General features: G+C 69.7%; 16 protein-coding genes. 12 read left to right on the top strand and 4 right to left on the bottom strand.

Annotated features, from left to right (window positions below; all coding sequences use genetic code 11):
- Positions 1 to 126: 126 nt before the first annotated feature.
- Both rdgB and rph read right to left on the bottom strand, forming a co-directional pair.
- Positions 127 to 735 carry an RdgB/HAM1 family non-canonical purine NTP pyrophosphatase gene (rdgB, locus tag FQY83_RS11020; RefSeq protein WP_146387939.1) on the bottom strand — a complete coding sequence of 203 codons (609 nt, stop codon included), beginning with the start codon at positions 733 to 735 and terminating at the stop codon, positions 127 to 129.
- A complete protein-coding gene (gene rph / locus FQY83_RS11015) occupies positions 732 to 1457 on the bottom strand; it encodes a ribonuclease PH (protein ID WP_146387937.1) in 726 nt (241 codons plus the stop codon). The genes rdgB and rph overlap by 4 nt, the downstream gene beginning before the upstream one ends.
- Before the next feature lie 84 nt (positions 1458 to 1541).
- Here rph and FQY83_RS11010 point away from each other — a divergent pair, with 84 nt between their 5' ends.
- The 9 genes from FQY83_RS11010 (at position 1542) to FQY83_RS10970 (ending at position 11940) form a co-directional block, all read left to right on the top strand.
- Positions 1542 to 2393 carry a YicC/YloC family endoribonuclease gene (locus FQY83_RS11010; RefSeq protein WP_146388138.1) on the top strand — a complete coding sequence of 284 codons (852 nt, stop codon included), beginning with the start codon at positions 1542 to 1544 and terminating at the stop codon, positions 2391 to 2393.
- Positions 2394 to 2513: 120 nt separating this feature from the next.
- Positions 2514 to 3131 (top strand): guanylate kinase, encoded by a 618-nt coding sequence (gene gmk, locus FQY83_RS11005; RefSeq protein ID WP_146387935.1) that lies wholly within the window; start codon positions 2514 to 2516, stop codon positions 3129 to 3131.
- Between the two features lie 315 nt (positions 3132 to 3446).
- Positions 3447 to 3749: a DNA-directed RNA polymerase subunit omega gene (gene rpoZ, locus FQY83_RS11000; RefSeq protein ID WP_146387933.1), complete on the top strand. Its 303-nt coding sequence runs from the start codon at positions 3447 to 3449 to the stop codon at positions 3747 to 3749.
- A gap of 220 nt (positions 3750 to 3969) precedes the next feature.
- Entirely contained in the window at positions 3970 to 6144 is a 2175-nt protein-coding gene (locus FQY83_RS10995) for a RelA/SpoT family protein (protein ID WP_146387931.1), read from the top strand.
- A 280-nt stretch (positions 6145 to 6424) separates the two neighbouring features.
- Positions 6425 to 6808, top strand: a complete 384-nt coding sequence (locus FQY83_RS10990; RefSeq protein ID WP_146387929.1) for a RidA family protein — start codon at positions 6425 to 6427, stop codon at positions 6806 to 6808.
- A 13-nt stretch (positions 6809 to 6821) separates the two neighbouring features.
- A complete protein-coding gene (gene recG, locus FQY83_RS10985; protein ID WP_146387927.1) occupies positions 6822 to 8924 on the top strand; it encodes an ATP-dependent DNA helicase RecG in 2103 nt (700 codons plus the stop codon).
- A gap of 207 nt (positions 8925 to 9131) precedes the next feature.
- The gene (locus FQY83_RS10980) at positions 9132 to 10070 is read left to right on the top strand and encodes a nucleoside hydrolase (protein ID WP_146387925.1); all 939 of its coding nucleotides are present in this window, start codon (positions 9132 to 9134) and stop codon (positions 10068 to 10070) included.
- A gap of 74 nt (positions 10071 to 10144) precedes the next feature.
- The gene (locus FQY83_RS10975) at positions 10145 to 10393 is read left to right on the top strand and encodes a type B 50S ribosomal protein L31 (RefSeq protein WP_146387923.1); all 249 of its coding nucleotides are present in this window, start codon (positions 10145 to 10147) and stop codon (positions 10391 to 10393) included.
- Positions 10394 to 10656: 263 nt separating this feature from the next.
- Complete coding sequence (locus FQY83_RS10970; protein ID WP_146387921.1) at positions 10657 to 11940, top strand: citrate synthase; 1284 nt, start codon at positions 10657 to 10659, stop codon at positions 11938 to 11940.
- A 239-nt stretch (positions 11941 to 12179) separates the two neighbouring features.
- On the opposite strand, the gene FQY83_RS10965 is transcribed toward FQY83_RS10970, so the two are convergent.
- Both FQY83_RS10965 and FQY83_RS10960 read right to left on the bottom strand, forming a co-directional pair.
- Positions 12180 to 12833: a hypothetical protein gene (locus tag FQY83_RS10965; RefSeq protein ID WP_146387919.1), complete on the bottom strand. Its 654-nt coding sequence runs from the start codon at positions 12831 to 12833 to the stop codon at positions 12180 to 12182.
- A 211-nt stretch (positions 12834 to 13044) separates the two neighbouring features.
- Positions 13045 to 15609: a penicillin-binding protein 1A gene (locus FQY83_RS10960; RefSeq protein WP_146387917.1), complete on the bottom strand. Its 2565-nt coding sequence runs from the start codon at positions 15607 to 15609 to the stop codon at positions 13045 to 13047.
- Between the two features lie 275 nt (positions 15610 to 15884).
- On the opposite strand from FQY83_RS10960, the gene FQY83_RS10955 reads away from it, so the two are divergent.
- Genes FQY83_RS10955 through FQY83_RS10945 form a run of 3 tightly spaced genes read left to right on the top strand, consistent with a single transcriptional unit; the run spans position 15885 to position 18330 of the window.
- A complete protein-coding gene (locus tag FQY83_RS10955) occupies positions 15885 to 16943 on the top strand; it encodes a pilus assembly protein PilM (RefSeq protein ID WP_146388137.1) in 1059 nt (352 codons plus the stop codon).
- Positions 16943 to 17665: a PilN domain-containing protein gene (locus FQY83_RS10950; RefSeq protein WP_146387915.1), complete on the top strand. Its 723-nt coding sequence runs from the start codon at positions 16943 to 16945 to the stop codon at positions 17663 to 17665. The genes FQY83_RS10955 and FQY83_RS10950 overlap by 1 nt, the downstream gene beginning before the upstream one ends.
- A gap of 14 nt (positions 17666 to 17679) precedes the next feature.
- Complete coding sequence (locus FQY83_RS10945; protein WP_146388136.1) at positions 17680 to 18330, top strand: type IV pilus inner membrane component PilO; 651 nt, start codon at positions 17680 to 17682, stop codon at positions 18328 to 18330.

The raw sequence follows: 18330 nt of genomic DNA, 5'->3' as shown, positions 1-18330 counted from the left end.
ACTTCACCAGCCGGGAAACAGCCAGATCAAGATGGATCCCGGCTTTCGCCGGGATGACGATGCGAGGGCTTTCGCCGGGATGACGAGCGGATGGTTTCGTTTCCTTCCGGACGCTCCCGGTGTTGCCTACGCGCCGCCGGTCAGCCGCGCCCGCAGCAGCGCCAGCGCCTGCCCGCGATGGCTGAGCCGGTTCTTGAGCGCAAGCGGCATCTCCGCCGCGGTCCGGCCCTGCGCGGGGTCGAGGAACACCGGGTCGTAGCCGTGCCCGCCGCTGCCGCGGCGTTCGCGCAGGATCGTGCCGTGCCAGCGGCCCTCGACGACGATCGGCTGCGGGTCCTCGGCGTGGCGCATCAGCGCCAGCACGCAGACGAAGTGCGCGCCGCGGCGGTCGTCGGGCACCCGCGCCAGTTCGCGCAGCAGTTTGTCGATGTTGCGGTCGGCGTCGCCGTGCCCGCCCGCGTAGCGCGCCGAGTACAGCCCGGGCGCGCCGTCGAGCGCATCGACGCAGATCCCGGAGTCGTCGGCGAGCGCCGGCAGCCCGGTCGCGCGGCAGGCGTGGCGCGCCTTGAGCAGCGCGTTCTCGATGAAGCTCAGGCCGGTTTCCTCGGCGTCCACGACGCCGAACCCGGCCTGCGCGCGTACGTCGAAGCCGGAGGTCGCGAGCAGGTCGCGGAACTCCTCCAGCTTGCCTGCATTGTTCGACGCCAGCACCAGCGGGCGCGGCGCAGTGGTCATCGCCCGAGCGCTTCGCGCTGTCTTTCCAGCAGCGTGGCGACGCCGGATTCGGCCAGGGCGAGCAGGGCGTCGAGTTCGTCGCGGCGGAACGCGTGGCCTTCCGCGGTGCCCTGCAGCTCGATGAAGCCGCCGCCGTCGTTCATCACCACGTTCATGTCGGTGTCGCAGTCGCTGTCCTCGGCGTAGTCGAGGTCGAGCACCGGCACGCCGCGGTACACGCCCACCGACACCGCGGCCACCGCGCCGAACACCGGGTCGCGCGCGATCTCGCGCCTGGCCTGCAGCCAGCGCACGGCGTCGACCAGGGCGACGTAGGCGCCGGTGATCGCCGCGGTGCGGGTGCCGCCGTCGGCCTGCAGCACGTCGCAGTCGAGGGTGATGGTGCGTTCGCCCAGCGCGCTGCGGTCGACGCAGGCGCGCAGGCTGCGGCCGATCAGGCGCTGGATCTCCAGCGTGCGCCCGCCCTGCTTGCCGCGTGCGGCCTCGCGGTCGCTGCGGGTGTGGGTGGCGCGCGGCAGCATGCCGTACTCGGCCGTGACCCAGCCCTCGCCCTTGCCGCGCAGGAACGCCGGCACCCGGTTGTCGATGCTGGCCGTGCACAGCACGCGGGTCTCGCCGAACGACACCAGGACCGAGCCTTCCGCATGGCGGGTGAAGCCGCGCTCGATGCGGACCTCGCGCAGCTGGTCGGGCGCGCGGCCGCTGGGGCGGGCGATGCTCATGCGGGGGTTTTCCGGAAAATCGAGGGGCGCCAGATTACCATTGGCGCTCCAGCGACCACGGGATGCACGATGTCGATCCGCAGCATGACCGCCTACGCCTCGGGCGAGCGCAGCACGCCCTGGGGCACGCTCGGCTGCGAACTGCGCGCGGTCAACCACCGTTTCCTCGAACTCGGCGCGCGCCTGCCCGAGGACCTGCGCGCGCTGGAGCCGGCGCTGCGCGAGCGGATCGCCGCGCGGGTCTCGCGAGGCAAGGTCGACGTGGTGCTGCGGCTGCGACCACCGGAAGGCGCGGCGGCCGGGCTGCAGGTGGACGAGGCGCTGGTCGGACGGCTGGGCGAACTGGCCGGGCGCCTGCGCAGCCACTTCCTGGACCTGCGCGTGAGCTTCACCGACCTGCTGCAGTACCCGGGCGTACTGCAGGCGCAGGCGCTCGACCAGGCGGAACTGCACGCGCAGGCGCTGTCGCTGCTCGACGCGGTGCTCGCCGACTTCCTCGCCGCGCGCGAGCGCGAGGGCGGCAAGCTGGTGGCGGCGATCCTCGAGCGCGTCGACGGCATCGAGCGCATCGCCGGCGAGGTGCGCATCCTGGTGCCGGTGATCCGCGAGGGCCAGCGCGCCAAGCTGGAGGCGCGGCTGGCCGACCTCGCGCAGGCTGCCGATCCGGCGCGCGTCGAGCAGGAACTGGTGCTGTCGCTGCAGAAGCTGGACGTGGACGAGGAACTCGACCGCCTGTCCAGCCACGTCGACGAGATCCGCCGCGTGTTCCGGCAGAAGGCGCCGGTGGGCCGGCGGCTGGACTTCCTGCTGCAGGAGTTCAACCGCGAGGCCAACACGCTGGGCAGCAAGTCGGTCGACGCGCGCACCAGCAACGCCGCGGTCGAGCTGAAGGTGCTGATCGACCAGATCCGCGAGCAGGTGCAGAACATTGAATAGCCGGGATTGGTGATTCGTGATTCGTGATTCGGAAGAGCAGGTACGATGGCTGCCGCAATGGCGGCGTGGCGGGCGTTTGCCGTGACCAATCACCAATCACCCATCACCAATCACGGCCCCATGCGCGGCACCCTTTTCATCGTTGCGGCTCCTTCCGGCGCCGGGAAATCCAGCATCGTCAACGCCTGCCTGGCGCGCGACCGCAACATCTGCCTGTCGATCTCGTTCACCTCGCGCGCGCCGCGGCCGGGCGAGCGCCATGCCGAGCACTACCACTTCATCGCCGCCGAGGAATTCAAGGCGATGATCCGCGCCGGCGATTTCTTCGAGTACGCGCAGGTGCACGGCGACTGGAAGGGGACGGCCAGGCAGTCGGTCGAGCCGCAGCTGGCTGCGGGCAAGGACGTGCTGCTGGAGATCGACTGGCAGGGCGCGCAGCAGGTCAAGGCGCAGGTGCCCGATGCGGTCGGCGTGTTCATCCTGCCGCCCTCGCGCGCCGCGCTCGAGGAGCGCATGCGCAAGCGCGGGCAGGACAGCGAGGAAACGATCGCGCGGCGGCTGGCGAACGCACGCGAGGAAATGTCGCACCACGACGAGTTCGACTACGTCATCGTCAACGAGGTGTTCGAGACCGCGGTCGACGAGATGTGCGCCATCTTCACCGCCAGCCGCCTGCGCCGGGACCTGCAGGCGCAGCGGCACGCCGGATTGATCGCGGCGCTGTTGGCTTCGGATTGACGGCTGAACCGGAAAGATCCTGTCGTTCCGGGCGCAGGAGAAGCGGGCTCTTTCTGGCGCCTCGCGCCGGGGCAGAAGATTTCTCCCTGCGGTCGAAATGACAGCGGGTCGGACGGCGGGAGGGCGGTGCACCCGGGGTCGGGCTGCCGGGGCAGGCGTTCGTCACGCGAGCGGGCGAATTACCGGAAATCGCGGCTTTTTTGGCGATAACTTGCTGATTTTACAAGCGAACGCTTGATTTTCGACGGCCGCGCGCCTAGAATCCCCGACCCTTTCCGATTATTGATCGACGGCCCGCCGGCCGCCGGGAGACCTATGGCCCGCATCACCGTGGAAGATTGCCTGGAAGTGGTCGACAACCGCTTCGAGCTCGTCATGATGGCCGCCAAGCGCGCGCGCCAGCTCGCCAACGGCGTCGAGCCGCAGATCGACAACAACGAGGCGCAGGACAAGCCGACCGTGCTGGCGCTGCGCGAGATCGCCGCCCGCCGCATCGACCAGCCCTACATCGACGCCGTCGACAAGGCCGAGCGCGAGCGCAAGGAGCGCGAGGCACTGGAATGGGCCGCCGCCGAAGTGGTCGCCGGCGACGACGACATGAAGGGCGACGATCTGTAAGGCCGGGAGTCGGGAATGGGGAGTCGGGAATCGGTAAAGCCGGTTTTCCGGGATCTCCGGTCAATGCTCCTGCAGGGCCCCGCTTCGACGGGGCCTTCGCTTTTTGGGCGTCGCGCCTGCGGCAGCGGGGTTGGCGGCAGCCTGAACGGCCCGAAGAACGGCTCTTCCGATTCCCGACGCCCTATTCCCCATTCCCGGCCTTTCGCCTTAGGCTCAGGACATGACCCCCGGCGACCCCGCCCTGATCCTGCCCGTGCCGCCCCCCGAGGAGGAGGCGCTGCCCGACTACGTGCGCGACCTCGAGCGCGCGGCCGCGTACCTGCCGGCCGACCAGCGCGCGCTGCTGCGCCGGGCCTGGGCAGTGGGGGCGGCGGCGCACGCCGGGCAGACGCGCAAGTCCGGCGAGCCCTACATCACCCATCCGGTGGCGGTGGCGCAGGTGCTGGCCGAGCAGAAGGTCGACGTCGAGACCCTGGTGGCGGCGATCCTGCACGACACCATCGAGGACACGCCGCTCACCCGCGAGCAGCTGGCCGAGGAGTTCGGCGAGACCGTGGCCGAATTGGTCGACGGCGTCACCAAGCTCGACAAGCTGCGCTTCGGCAACCGCCAGGAGGCCGCGGCCGAGAGCTTCCGCAAGATGATGCTGGCGATGGCGCGCGACCTGCGCGTGATCCTGATCAAGCTCGGCGACCGCCTGCACAACATGCGCACGCTCGGCGCGCAGCCGGGACCGGCGCGCGAGCGCATCGCGCGCGAGACGCTGGAGATCTACGCGCCGATCGCGCAGCGCCTGGGCATGAACCTGATCAAGGCCGAGCTGCAGGACCGCGGCTTCCACGCCCTGCACCCGCTGCGCCACCTGATCCTCGACAAGCACATCCGCGGCCAGCCGATGCTGCGCCGCGAGGCGATGGCCAAGATCGAGGCGCAGCTGGCGCAGCGGCTGACCAACGAGGGCCTGAACTACCGGCTCGTGAGTCGGGTGAAGTCGCCGTGGAGCATCTACAACAAGATGCGCAGCGAGGGAAAGACCTTCGCCCAGGTGATGGACGTGTTCGGCTTCCGCATCGTGGTGGGCTCGGTCGCCGACTGCTACCACGCGCTCGGCGTCGCGCATTCGGTGTTCAAGCCGCTCGACGGGCGCTTCCGCGACTTCATCGCGATTCCCAAGGCCAACGGCTACCAGTCGCTGCATACGGTGCTGTTCGGCCCCTACGGCTCGCCGATCGAGGTGCAGATCCGCACCGAGGAAATGGACCTGATCGCCGAACGCGGCATCGCCGCGCACTGGGCCTACAAGCACGGCATGGCGCCGAGCGGCGCGCAGGCACGCGCGCATTCGTGGATCGCCAACCTGCTCGAATCGCAGCGCGCCACCGGTTCCTCGTTGGAGTTCCTGGAGAACGTCAAGGTCGACCTGTTCCCGGACGAGGTCTACCTGTTCACGCCCAAGGGCGACATCCTGTCGCTGCCGCGCAATTCCACCGCGCTCGATTTCGCCTATGCCGTGCACACCGACGTCGGCAACACCGCGGTCGCCGCGCGCGTGGACCGGAAGCTGGTGCCGCTGCGCACCAAGCTGGCGAGCGGACAGAGCGTGGAGATCGTCACCGCGAAATCCTCGCTGCCCAAGCCGCAGTGGCTGGAATTCGTGGTCACCGGCAAGGCGCGCACCGCGATCCGCGGCCAGCTCAAGCAGCTCGAACACGAGGACGCGGTGCAGCTCGGTCACCGCATGATCGACCGCGCACTGGAGGACGTGGGCACCTCGCTCGACCGCCTGCCGCAGGCGCGCCTGGACGCCTACCTGGCCGAACTGCGCTATCCGCGGCTGGAGGAACTGCTGGCCGACATCGCGCTCGGCAATCGCATGCCGTCGCAGGTGGCGCAGGCGCTGGCGCAGAAGGACCCGGAGGCCGACGCGCCCGGTGCGGGAACGATGCCGCAGCGCGGCGAGCGCATCCTGATCACCGGCCACGAGCGCGGCGTGATCAGCTTCGCCAACTGCTGCATGCCGATTCCCGGCGACGAGATCATGGGCTACCACACCGCCGGCAAGGGCATCGTCGTGCACCGGCTGGACTGCCCGAACGTGGCCGAATACCGCAAGTCGCCGGACCGCTGGGTGGCGATCGGCTGGGACCGCGAGGTCACCGGCGAATATCCGGTCGCGCTGATCATCGAAACCGAGAACCGCCCGGGATCGCTGGCGGAGGTTGCGGCGGCGATCGCCAAGGCCGAATCGAACATCGAGGGCGTCGAATACCTCGAACGCGACGCGAACATCGCCGTGATCCGCTTCTCGATCGAGGTCCGCGACCGCGAACACCTGGCCGAGGTGATCCGCCGCACCCGGCGGCTGGGCGTGGTGCACGGCGTGCAGCGGATGTAGGCCCCGCGTTCGGCCACGTTTCGCCCTGCCGGATGCCGTTCGGTATCCGAGTCGCACCGCCCCTTCCGAAGTCGTCATCCCGGCGAAAGCCGGGATCCATTCTGCTTTTGCCTTCGGAAGGGAGCCCGGACTTCGACCTGCACAGGCTTGCCGGCAAAAATGGATCCCGGCTTTCGCCGGGATGACGGCATCGGGCAATGGCACATGTCGCCTCGGGGCGCGCGCGGTGTCGGGCCTAGGCCCGACCTATAATCGGTGCATTCCGAACCGAGACGCGCCCATGCCCCGCACCCCGATCCACACCGACGACGCCCCCGCCGCCATCGGCCCCTATTCGCAGGCCACGCGCGCCGGCAACACCGTGTTCTTCTCCGGCCAGATCCCGCTCGATCCTGCCACCGGCGATGTCGTCGAAGGCGGCATCGAGGCGCAGGCGCGGCGCGCGTTCGACAACCTCAAGGCGGTGACCGAGGCCGCCGGCGGTTCGCTGGCCGACATCGCCCGCGTCGGCCTGTACCTGACCGACCTGTCGCAGTTCGCCGCGGTCAACGCGGTGATGGCGGAATACTTCGAGTCGCCGTATCCCGCGCGCTCGACCATCGAGGTGTCCGCGCTGCCCAAGGGAGTGCTGTTCGAGGTCGACGCGGTGATGGTGCTGGACTGATTCCCCGCAGGGAATGGCGAAGCCCGCGCCCGCGCTCGCGGCCACCGGCGACGTCGCGCTGACGACGCTGCCGGGCGTCGGCCCGGCGGTCGCGGAGAAGCTGGCCGCGCGCGGCCTGCTGACGCTGCAGGACCTGTGGCTGCACCTGCCGCGGCAGTACGAGGACCGCACCCGGATCACGCCGATCCGGCAGCTGCAGCCGGGCGTGGTCGCGCAGGTCGAGGGCCGCGTGGAGGCGGTCGAGCGCGGCTTCCGCTACCGGCCGGTGCTGCGCGTGGCGATCGGCGACGACTCGCGCGCGACGCTGGTGCTGCGCTTCTTCCATTTCCGTTCGCAGCAGGTCAACCAGTTCCGCGTCGGCGCGCGCGTGCGCGCGTACGGCACGCCGCGTCCGGGGCAGCTCGGGCTGGAGATCGTGCATCCGAGCTATCGCGTGCTCGGCGACGGCGAGGACGGCGAACTCGGCGACGCGCTCGATCCGGTCTATCCGGCGGTGGAGGGGATCGGCCCGGTGGCCCTGCGCCGACTGGTCGCGCAGGCGCTCGACCGCCTGCCCGAAGGCGACGCGCTGGAACTGCTGCCCGACGACCTGCTGCACCTGCGCGGCCTGCCGTCGCTGCGCGAGGCGCTGCTGACCCTGCACCGCCCGCCGCGCGAGGCCGATGTCGCCGCGCTGCTGGCCGGCACCCATCCCGCGCAGCGGCGGCTGGCGATGGAGGAACTGCTGGCGCACCACCTCAGCCTGCGTCGCCAGCGGATCGCGCTGCAGGCACACGCCGCGCCCGCGCTGGACGACGACGGTGGCCGCGTGCGTGCGCTGCTCGACGCCCTGCCGTTCGCGCTCACCGCCGCGCAGCGGCGCGTCTTCGACGAGATCCGCGCGGACCTGGCGAAAGCTTCGCCGATGCTGCGGCTGGTGCAGGGCGACGTCGGCAGCGGCAAGACCGTGGTCGCGGCGATGGCCGCCCTGCTCGCGATCGGCAGCGGCCGGCAGGCGGCGCTGATGGCGCCGACCGAGCTGCTGGCCGAACAGCACTTGGCCAGCCTGCGCGGCTGGCTGGAGCCGCTGGGCGTACGCGTGGCCTGGCTCGCCGGCAAGGTGGCGGGGCGTGCGCGCAGCGCAGTGCTGGCCGACGCCGCCAGCGGCGCGGCGCAGCTCGTGGTCGGCACCCACGCGCTGATGCAGGAGGGCGTGGTGTTCCGCGACCTCGCGCTCGCGATCGTCGACGAACAGCACCGCTTCGGCGTGCACCAGCGGCTCGCGCTGCGCGACAAGGGGGCGGCCGACGGCATCGTCCCGCACCAGTTGGTGATGACCGCGACCCCGATCCCGCGCACGCTGGCGATGGCGGCCTACGCCGACCTCGATGTCTCCGCCATCGATGAACTGCCGCCGGGCCGCACCCCGGTGCAGACCGTCGTGCTCGGCGCCGGGCGGCGGCCGGAACTGATCGAGCGCATCCGCGCCGCCTGCGCCGAAGGGCGCCAGGCGTACTGGGTGTGCACGATCATCGACGAGAGCGACGAGGTCGTGGCGCAGGCGGCGCAGACCACCTGGGAACAGCTGACCGCGTCGCTGCCGGAATTGCGCGTGGGCTTCGTGCACGGGCGCATGAAGGCAGGCGACAAGCAGGCGACGATGCTGGCGTTCAAGGCCGGCGAGGTCGACCTGCTGGTCGCCACCACCGTCATCGAGGTCGGCGTCGACGTGCCCAACGCCTCGCTGATGATCATCGAGAACGCCGAGCGCCTCGGCCTGTCGCAGCTGCACCAGCTGCGCGGCCGGGTGGGGCGCGGCCGCCAGGCCTCGAGCTGCGTGCTGCTGTACCAGCCGCCGCTGTCGCAGATGGCGAAGCAGCGGCTGGAGACGATGCGCTCGACCAGCGACGGCTTCGTCATCGCCGAGAAGGACCTGGAACTGCGCGGCCCGGGCGAACTGCTCGGCACCCGCCAGACCGGCCTGGCCGACTTCCGCATCGCCGACCTCGCGCGCGACGCCGACCTGCTGCCCGAGGTGCACGACATCGGCGACGTGCTGATGCGCGACGCGCCGGACATCGCCGACCGCCTGGTGGATCGCTGGATCGGCGGCGCGGCGCGGTATGCTGCCGCATGACGCCGCGGTGCGCCGTGCGCAGTCGATGCGGTGCTGTTCCCGGAGGCGTCATCCCGAGCGCGGCGGGCGTTGTTCGCGAAGGTGTCATCCCGAGCGCAGCGAGCATTGTTCCCGAAGGTGTCGTCCCGAGCGTAGCGAGGGATCTTGCTTCCGGGCCCGGGATGACAAACCTCTAGGCTTTTCCGGTTCCCTGATGTCCGACTCCTGATGACCGACAAGATCCCCCTGCTCATCGACACCGACCCCGGCGTCGACGATGCGCTCGCATTGCTGATGGCGTTCAACGATCCCGGCCACGACATCGTCGGACTGACGGTCGCGGCCGGCAACGTCGGCCTGCGCCACACCGTCGCCAACGCGCTGAAGCTGTGCGAGGTGGCCGGGCGCAGCGATGTTCCGGTCTTCCCCGGCTGCGCGGCGCCGCTGCTGCACGCCGCCCCCGATGCGGCCTACGTGCACGGGCAGGACGGTTTCGGCGACGTGGGCTATGAACCGGCCAGCGGCGCACCCGCGCGCGAACACGCCGCGCTGGCGATCCTGCGCCTCTCGCACGCGCACGCCGGCCGGCTGCTGCTGGTCGCGCTCGGACCGCTGACCAATGTCGCGCTGGCGCTGAAGCTCGACCCGACCCTGCCCGAACGCGTCGCCCGCCTCGTGGTGATGGGCGGCGCGGTGACCGCGCACGGCAACATCACCCCGGCGGCGGAATTCAACGTCTATTTCGATCCCGAAGCCGCGAAGATCGTGTTCGAGGCCTTCCCCGTCTTCGACCTCGCGGACTGGGAGGCGACCCTCGCGCACGGCCTGCCGCACGAGGCGGTGGTGCAATGGCTGGCGGCCGACTCGGACCGGGCCCGCTTCTACGAGGCGATCTCGCGCCAGACCCGGGCGTGGTCGGCGGACCGCCGCGGTGACCGCTGGTTCGCGGCCGACGCCCTGGCCATGGCCTGGGCGCTGGCGCCGCAGGGGGCGGGGGAGGTGGCCGAGCGCCCGATCGAGGTCGCGCTGGCGCAGGGGCCGGCCCGCGGCGCGACCGTGGTCGACTGGAACCGGCAGACCGGGGCGCCCGACCGGGCCCGGATCCTGCTCTGCTACGACCAAGCGGCCTTCGAGGCCCGGGTCCGGGCCGCGCTGGCGGCCGCCTGAAGCCGGCTTGCGCCGGGCGTCTCGCACGCGTTAAAATGCCGCTCTTTCCTTGCGCAAACGTCACGGTAATCGTCATGAAGGCCGACATCCATCCCGAATACCGCGAAGTCGTCTTCCAGGACGTGACTTCCGATTTCAGGTTCCTCACCCGTTCCACGCTGGCCGCCTCCTCGAAGGAGACGATCAAGTGGGAGGACGGCAACGAATACCCGCTGGTGAAGATCGAAGTGTCCTCGGCGACGCATCCGTTCTACACCGGCCAGAACAAGGTCATCGACACCAGCGGTCGCATCGACAAGTTCAAGCGTCGCTACGCGAAGTAAGCGGGCAACAATGCGTTCCATCGACGGCCGCCGCAAGGTGGCCGTCGGCATTTGTGAAGCTCGATCGCCCGGCAATTCATTGTCCCCACGCGCGGCGGCGCGTTCCTCATCATTGCCGCGTCGGGTTCCGTCTTGCGCGACCAAAGTCCGAGTCGGCGCTCGAACCGGCTGTGCGATAATTGTTGCGTTGCGGCAGTTGTCCTGGCCGCCGTCGCCGGGCCCCCGGGGCCCGTCCGCACGTCCGAAACCCGAGGAGCGCATCCGTGTCTGACCAAGTCGTGTTGAACGCCGGCGGCAAGTCCGTCGACCTGCCCGTCCTGAAACCCACGCTCGGCAACGATTGCGTCGACATCTCGAAGCTGACCAGGGAGACCGGGCTCTTCACCTACGACTCCGGCTTCACCGCCACAGCCAGCTGCAAGTCGGCGATCACCTACATCGACGGCGACAAGGGCGTGCTGCTCTACCGCGGCTACCCGATCGAGCAGCTCGCCGAGCATTCCAGCTTCCTGGAAGTGGCCTACCTGCTGATGAACGGCGAACTGCCGGACAAGGCCGAGTTCGCGAAGTTCGAACACGAGGTGACGCACCACACGATGATGCACGAGTCGCTGAAGAACTTCCTCGGCGGCTTCCACTACGACGCGCACCCGATGGCGATGCTCGCCGGCACCGTGGCCTCGCTGTCGGCCTTCTACCACGACACGCTCGACCTCGAGGACCCGGAGCAGCGCCGCCAGGCCGCGATCCGCCTGCTGGCCAAGGTGCCGACCCTGGCCGCCGCCGCCTACCGCTATTCGATCGGCTGGCCGATCCGCTACCCGCGCAACAACCTCGAGTACGTCGACCGCTTCCTGCACATGATGTTCGAGGTGCCGAGCGAGCCGCTGGAGCTCAATCCGGTGGTCGCCAAGGCGCTCGACCTGCTGTTCATCCTGCACGCCGACCACGAGCAGAACGCCTCGACCTCGACCGTGCGCCTGGTCGGCTCGACCGGGGCGAATCCGTACGCCTGCATCGCCGCCGGCATCACCGCGCTGTGGGGTCCCGCGCACGGCGGCGCCAACGAGGCGGTGCTGAAGATGCTCGAGGAGATCGGCGACGCCAAGAACGTCGCCTCGGCCGTCGCCAAGGCCAAGGACAAGGAGTCGGGCTTCCGCCTGATGGGCTTCGGCCACCGCGTCTACAAGAACTTCGACCCGCGCGCCAAGATCATCCGCGAGATGACCCACAAGGTGCTGGGCGAGCTCGGCGTCGACGACCCGCTGCTGGAAGTGGCGATGCGCCTTGAGGAGGCCGCGCTGCAGGACGAGTACTTCATCCAGCGCAAGCTCTACCCGAACGTCGACTTCTACAGCGGCATCATCTACAAGGCGCTGAAGATCCCGACCGAGATGTTCACCGTCATGTTCGCGATCGGTCGCACCGCCGGCTGGGTGGCGCACTGGCTGGAGCAGCAGGTCGATCCCGAGGCCAAGATCGGCCGTCCGCGCCAGATCTATACCGGCCACGACGTGCGCGACTACGTGCCGGCCGGCAAGCGCTGAAGCTCTGGCGCGAAGGCAGAACGCCCCGCATCGCGGGGCGTTTTTCGTTGGGGGCGTCAGGGGGATTCGCATATTGGTGATTGGCAGGAATCACCCAGTACCTCGGCTTGTCATCCCGAATCCTTCGGCTGCGCTCAGGACAGGGCTCCGTGAGGGATTCTTGTTTCCGCAGGGCAGATCCCTCACTGCTTTCGGGATGACAAGCTGGGGTCGGAGACGACCTCCTGAGGCGCGCGGTTTCAGTCCCCACTCTCGGCGTCGTAGCCGGCGATGTCCTCGTCGACCAGCATCTGCCGCAGCTGCGCCGCGGACGCGCGCCGCATCGGCTTCTCGTCGACGCTCGACAGCGGCGCCTGGCGCAGCGCGATCGCCGGCAGCACGGTCAGGTCGAAGGTCAGTTCCTCGGCGCTGAACATCCACACCGGGAACTCGCCCTCGCGCATCCGGTCCAGCCGCAGCCGGCGGCTGCGCGATTCGGCGGGGATGCCGCCCTCCTCGAGGAAACGCGCCACCGCGTCGGCGTCGTCGCTGTAGAGCTGCAGGGCGACGGGCGAGCGCGCGTCGGCGGTACCGTCGAGCACCGGCCCGACCAGGCGCGCGTCGAAGCGGGCGAAGAACTCCAGCGCGCGCAGCGCGGCCTCGCGGCGCGCGCGCAGGCCGTGGGCGTGGCTGTCGCCGAGGAACAGGCGCTGGTATTCGCGCAGGGCGTCCTCGATCTCGCGGTTGCGCGGCAGCGAGGCGTCGTCGTGGAAGCCGAGGCGGTCGGCGGCTTTGAGCTTGGCCTGGTGGAAGTCGCGGATGCCGCCTTCGGCCATCAGCTTCGCGGCTTCGTGGGCGAGGCGGCGCCGACGTTCGCGGGTGCGCGTTTCGGCGTGCTGGCGGGCGCGGTGCATCTCGATCCCCCGGTCCTGCGACGCGCCGACTGTACCCCATGCGCCGGAAACGTCAACGTGAAGCGGGGCGGCGGTTCATCGCCGCGGCATTCGCACGTCGATCCGGGCCCGTCCTGCCACGGTGTAGGAGCGGCTTCAGCCGCGACCGGGCGTCGAAGGAGCCGCGCGAAAGCGGTCGCGCCTGAAGGCGCTCCTACAAGAGGGGCGCCGCTCAGAAGATGTCGAACGCTTCCTCGGCCGGCATGTCGTCGAAGTCGAATTCGTTGGCCGACTCCATGCGCTCGAGATCCTCGACCTTGACGTACTCGACGATGCCGCCGCTGGAGGTGGTCGGCAGCAGCTGGCCGCCGGCGGTGACCGCGACCTTGATCATGCCGTCGGGCGGATCGTTGCGCGCGATCGGCACGTCCTTCAGGGCGACGCGCATGTAGTCGATCCAGATCGGCAGCGCGGCCCTGCCGCCGTATTCGCGGTAGCCGAGCGAGCGGTTGTCGTCGCGGCCGACCCAGACCGAGGTCACGAGGTTGCCACCGAAGCCGGAGAACCAGGCGTCGCGGTGGTCGTTGGTGGAGCCGGTCTTGCCGCCCACGTCCTCGCGGCCGAGCACCCTGGCCTGGGCGCCGGTGCCGCGCTGCACGACGTCGCGCATCATCGACACCAGCTGGTAGGCCACGCGCTCGTCGATCGCGCGCTGGGCGAGGATCGCGTCCTCCGGCAGCTCGGCGGGCGCTTCCGACTCGCCTTCGCCCTCGGCCGCGTCGCCGGCCGGGCGCGCGGGCTGGGCCGGCCGCGCCGGCCCGAGGTCGAAGCCGTCGACCACGTTGGCGCGCGCCACCTGGATGGCGCGGTTGCCGACCGAGCAGGTGCGGCAGGCGATCGCCGGGTTGGCCTTGAACACCACTTCGCCGCTGCGGTCGCGCACCTCGTCGATGAACCACGGGTCGATGCGGAAGCCGCCGTTGGCGAACACCGCGTAGCCGCGCGCAACCGACAGCGGGGTCAGCGAGGGCGTGCCCAGCGAGATCGACAGGTTCGGCGGCAGCTCCGCCTCGTCGAAGCCGAAATGGCTGATGTAGCGGCGCGCGTAGTCGACGCCGATCGCGTCGAGCATGCGCACCGAGACCAGGTTGCGCGAGCGCACCAGCGCCTCGCGCAGCCGCATCGGGCCGGCGAACCGGCCGTCGTCGTTCTGCGGCCGCCAGTCCTGGCCGCGGCGCATGCGGAACACCACCGGCGCGTCGAGCACGATCGAGGCCGGGTTGAATCCGCGCTCGAACGCGGCGGCGTAGATGAAGGGCTTGAAGCTGGAACCGGGCTGGCGCCGCGCCTGGGTGGCGCGGTTGAACTTGTTGCCGGCGAAGCTGAAGCCGCCGACCAGCGCGCGCAGCGCGCCGGTGTCGGGCTCCAGCGAGACTAGGGTGGCCTGGCCGCGCGGCAGCTGATCGAGCTGCCAGCTGACGGTCGGCGGCGCGGCGGGAGCGTCGCCGGAAGCGGCCGTCGTGCCGCCCTTGGCCGGCGTCTCGATGCGCTTGACGCGCACCACGTCGCCGCGCTTGACCAGCGCCGCCGGGTTCTTCCCGGTCCAGCGGCTGCTGGCCGCGTCCAGCGTCACCGTGGTGCCGTCGGTGAGCGCGACGTCGGCGGTGCCGTTGCCGCTGCGCAGCACCACCGCCGGCAGCAGCCCGCTCTGCGCCGGGGTGCCGCGCAGGCGCGCGCCGGCGGTGGCCGCGTCCTCGTCGGCGGCGAGTTCGAAGGTCTGCTCGGGCTTGCCGGTCCAGCCGTGGCGGTGGTCGTAGACCGACAGCCCGCTGCGCACGGCCTGGTCGGCGGCGGCCTGCAGCGCCGGGTCGATGGTGGTGGTGACGTGGTAGCCCTTGGTCAGTACGTCGCCGCCGAAGCGCGCCTCCATCTCCTGGCGCACCATTTCCGCCACGTAGGGCGCATAGATCTCGACCGGGCGCTCGTGTGGCCTGGCGTGCATCGGCACGGCGCGCGCCTGCGCGGACTCGGCCGCGGTGATGAAGCCCAGTTCCTGCATCCGTGCCAGCACGTAGTCGTCGCGACGCTCGCGCGCGCGCTCGGGATTGCTGAGCGGATTGCCGCTGGACGGGAACTTCGGAATCGCCGCCAGCGAGGCCATCTCGTCCAGGTCCAGCTCGGCCAGCTGCTTGCCGTAGTAGAACTCGGCCGCGGCGGCGACGCCGTAGGAGCGGTTGCCGAAGAAGCTCTTGTTGAGATACAGCTCGAAGATCTCGTCCTTGCTCAGCTCCTGCTCCATCTTCCGCGCCAGCAGCATCTCGGCGAACTTGCGCGTGTAGCTGACCTCGGGGCTCAGGTAGAACTGGCGGGCGACCTGCTGGGTGATGGTCGAGCCGCCGGGCACGCCTTCCTTCGATCCGGTCTTGGCGATCAGCCAGACCGCGCGCGCCACGCCCTTGTAGTCGACGCCGCCGTGTTCGTAGAAGCGCGCGTCCTCGGTGGCGAGGAAGGCCTTCTTCAGGCGGTCGGGCACGTCCTCGATCCGCACCGGGTAGCGCCGCATCTCGCCGAACAGCGCCATCAGCTTGCCGTCGCGGGAATAGACGTACATCGGCTCCTGCATCTCGACGTCGCGCAGGCTCTGCACGTCAGGCAGCTTCGACGACACCGTGTAATAAAGGAATCCGGCGGCGGCGACAGCGACCAGCCCCAGCGCCAGGCAGGCCAGCAGGGCCCAGCCCAGGAAGCGGAGGAGGCGGGATTTCTTCCGGACTGGCCGGTGTTCGGGCGTCGACATAGGGGCGCAAGTATAGAGGGGCCGGGCGCCGCGGCCGCGGCTGGCCGTAGCGCCCGGCTTCCTGCGTATCGCCTTTGTTCGGGTTGCGCCCCTTCCCCCGTGCCCGCGGCCGGCACGGCCCTTGCGTGGAGGTGTCGCGGAGGGGCAGGGTTGGCCCCAACCCGGGCAATCCGGCACGCTCTGGAGAATCGACAGTTGCCACCGGATGAAAAGTCCGTTATTTAATGCGTCGGGGCACGTTGCGCACGTAAGCGCCCGTGACAAAGGGGAAAAACGTGGGGCTGATCACAAAAAGTCAAGCGCCGCTGGTCGGTGTCGACGTCAGTTCGACTGCGGTCAAGCTGCTGCAGCTGTCGCGTTCCGGCGACCGCTACCGGGTCGAGCACTATGCGGTCGAACCGCTGCCGCCGAACGCCGTGGTCGAGAAGAACATCGTCGAGGTCGAGGCGGTGGGCGAGGCGATCCGCCGCGCGGTCTCGCGCTCGGGCAGCAAGGCCAAGTTCGCCGCGGCCGCGGTCTCCGGTTCGGCGGTCATCACCAAGATCATCCCGATGCCGTCGGACCTCGACGATGACGACATGGAGTCGCAGGTCGAGCTCGAGGCCGTCAACTACATCCCGTACCCGATCGAGGAAGTGAACCTCGACTTCGAGGTGCTGGGGGCGATGCCGGGCAACAGCGAGATGGTGCAGGTGTTGCTGGCGGCGTCGCGTTCGGAAAACGTCGAGATGCGCGCCTCGGCGCTGGAACTCGGCGGCCTGACCGCGCGCGTGGTCGACGTCGAGGCCTTCGCGATCGAGAACGCCTTCGGCCTGATCGCCAGCACGCTCAACATCCCGCGCGACGGGATCGTTGCCCTGGTCGACGTCGGCGCGACCATGACCACGCTCAACATCCTGCGCAACGGCCGCAGCCTGTATGCGCGCGAGCAGGTGTTCGGCGGCAAGCAGCTCACCGACGAGGTCATGCGCCGCTACGGCCTGAGCTACGAAGAAGCGGGCCTGGCCAAGCGCCAGGGCGGCCTGCCCGAGAGCTACGAGATCGAGGTGCTCGAACCCTTCAAGGAGGCGCTGGTCCAGCAGATCAGCCGCCTGCTGCAGTTCTTCTACGCCGGCAGCGAGTTCAACCGCGTCGACCAGATCGTGCTGGCCGGCGGCTGCGCCTCGATCCCCGGCATCGCCGAGATGGTCGAGGAGCAGCTCGGCGTGCAGACCGTCATCGCCAATCCGCTGGCGCAGATGACGCTCGGTTCGCGGGTGCAGGCCCATGCGCTGGCGCAGGATGCCCCGGCCCTGATGATCGCCTGCGGCCTCGCCCTGAGGAGCTTCGACTGATGGCCCGGATCAACCTACTTCCGTGGCGCGCGGAGCGCCGCAAGCAGCGCCAGAAGGACTTCGGCGTGATGCTGGGGCTGGCGGCGCTCGCGGGACTGGCGCTGTGGTTCCTGTTCAACATGTACTACAACGCCCAGATCTCCGGGCAGAAGGAGCGCAACCAGTACCTGACGCAGCAGATCGCCGAGGTCGACAAGAAGATCGTCGAGATCGACGAGCTGGACAAGCAGAAATCCCGGCTGCTGGCGCGCAAGGAAGTCATCGAGCAGCTGCAGGCGAACCGCTCGCAGATGGTCCACCTGTTCGACTCGCTGGTGCGCACCATCCCCGACGGCGTGATCCTGACCACGATCAAGCAGGAGGGCGAGAAGCTCACGCTGGAAGGCCGCTCGCAGTCCAACTCGCGGGTCAGCACCTACATGCGCAACCTCGAGGGCTCGGGCTGGATGACCAAGCCCGACCTGTCGATCATCGAGGCCCGCGACGGCGTGGCCGGACTGCCTTACGCGTTCAACCTGTCGGTGCAGCTGGCCAACCCGAACGCGCCGAAGGACGAGGACGGCGACGGCATTCCGGATCCGGTGCCGCCCGTCAGCGCCGAGCCGCAGGTTCCCGACGCAGCCCCGCAGGCGGAAGCGCCGACGGCGGAGCCCGCGGCACCCGCCGCGGAGCCGGCTGCCGAGCCGGCCGCGTCCGAGTCCGCTGAAGGAGGCGCCCCGTGAGCCAGAAAAAGAAGATGTCGCTGCGGGAGCTGGACTTCAACAACACCGGCGCCTGGCCGCGGGAGTTCAAGATCGGCTTCTGCGTGCTGCTCGGCCTGCTGATCTTCGGCCTGCTGTGGTACGTGGTGACCCGCAAGAAGGGCGATGAACTCAAGGGGCTCGAATCCCAGGAAGCCGGCCTCCGCGCCGATTTCGAGGAGAAGCAGGGCCGCGCCGCGAACCTCGAGCCGCTCAAGCAGCAGCTCGCGCAGATGGAACAGCAGCTGCAGCAGATGCTGCGCCAGCTGCCCAGCCGCACCGAGATGCCGGCGCTGATCAACGACATCTCCCAGACCGCGCTCGCCACCGGCATCAGCAACGAGCTGTTCAAGCCCGGCCCCGAAGTGCCCAAGGAGTTCTACGCCGAGAAGCCGATCGAGCTGAAGATGGTCGGCACCTACCACCAGTTCGGCGCCTTCGTCAGCGGCGTGGCCTCGCTGCCGCGGGTGGTGATCATGACCATGCACGACATCTCGCTGCGCCCGCGCGGTGGCGGCAGCAATCCGCTGGCCGCGATCAGCCCGAACTCCAGCCTCGAGCTGGCGGGCACGGTCAAGACCTACCGCTACCTCGACGAAGAGGAGGCCGCGGCGCAGGCGGCGCAGGCAGCCGGGGGGGCGAAGTGA

Origin of the sequence: Luteimonas marina, assembly GCF_007859325.1 — a bacterium.
Lineage (GTDB): Bacteria > Pseudomonadota > Gammaproteobacteria > Xanthomonadales > Xanthomonadaceae > Luteimonas > Luteimonas marina.
The sequence above is the reverse complement of the archived record's forward strand: the minus strand, read 5'-3'. Positions and strand labels throughout refer to the sequence as shown.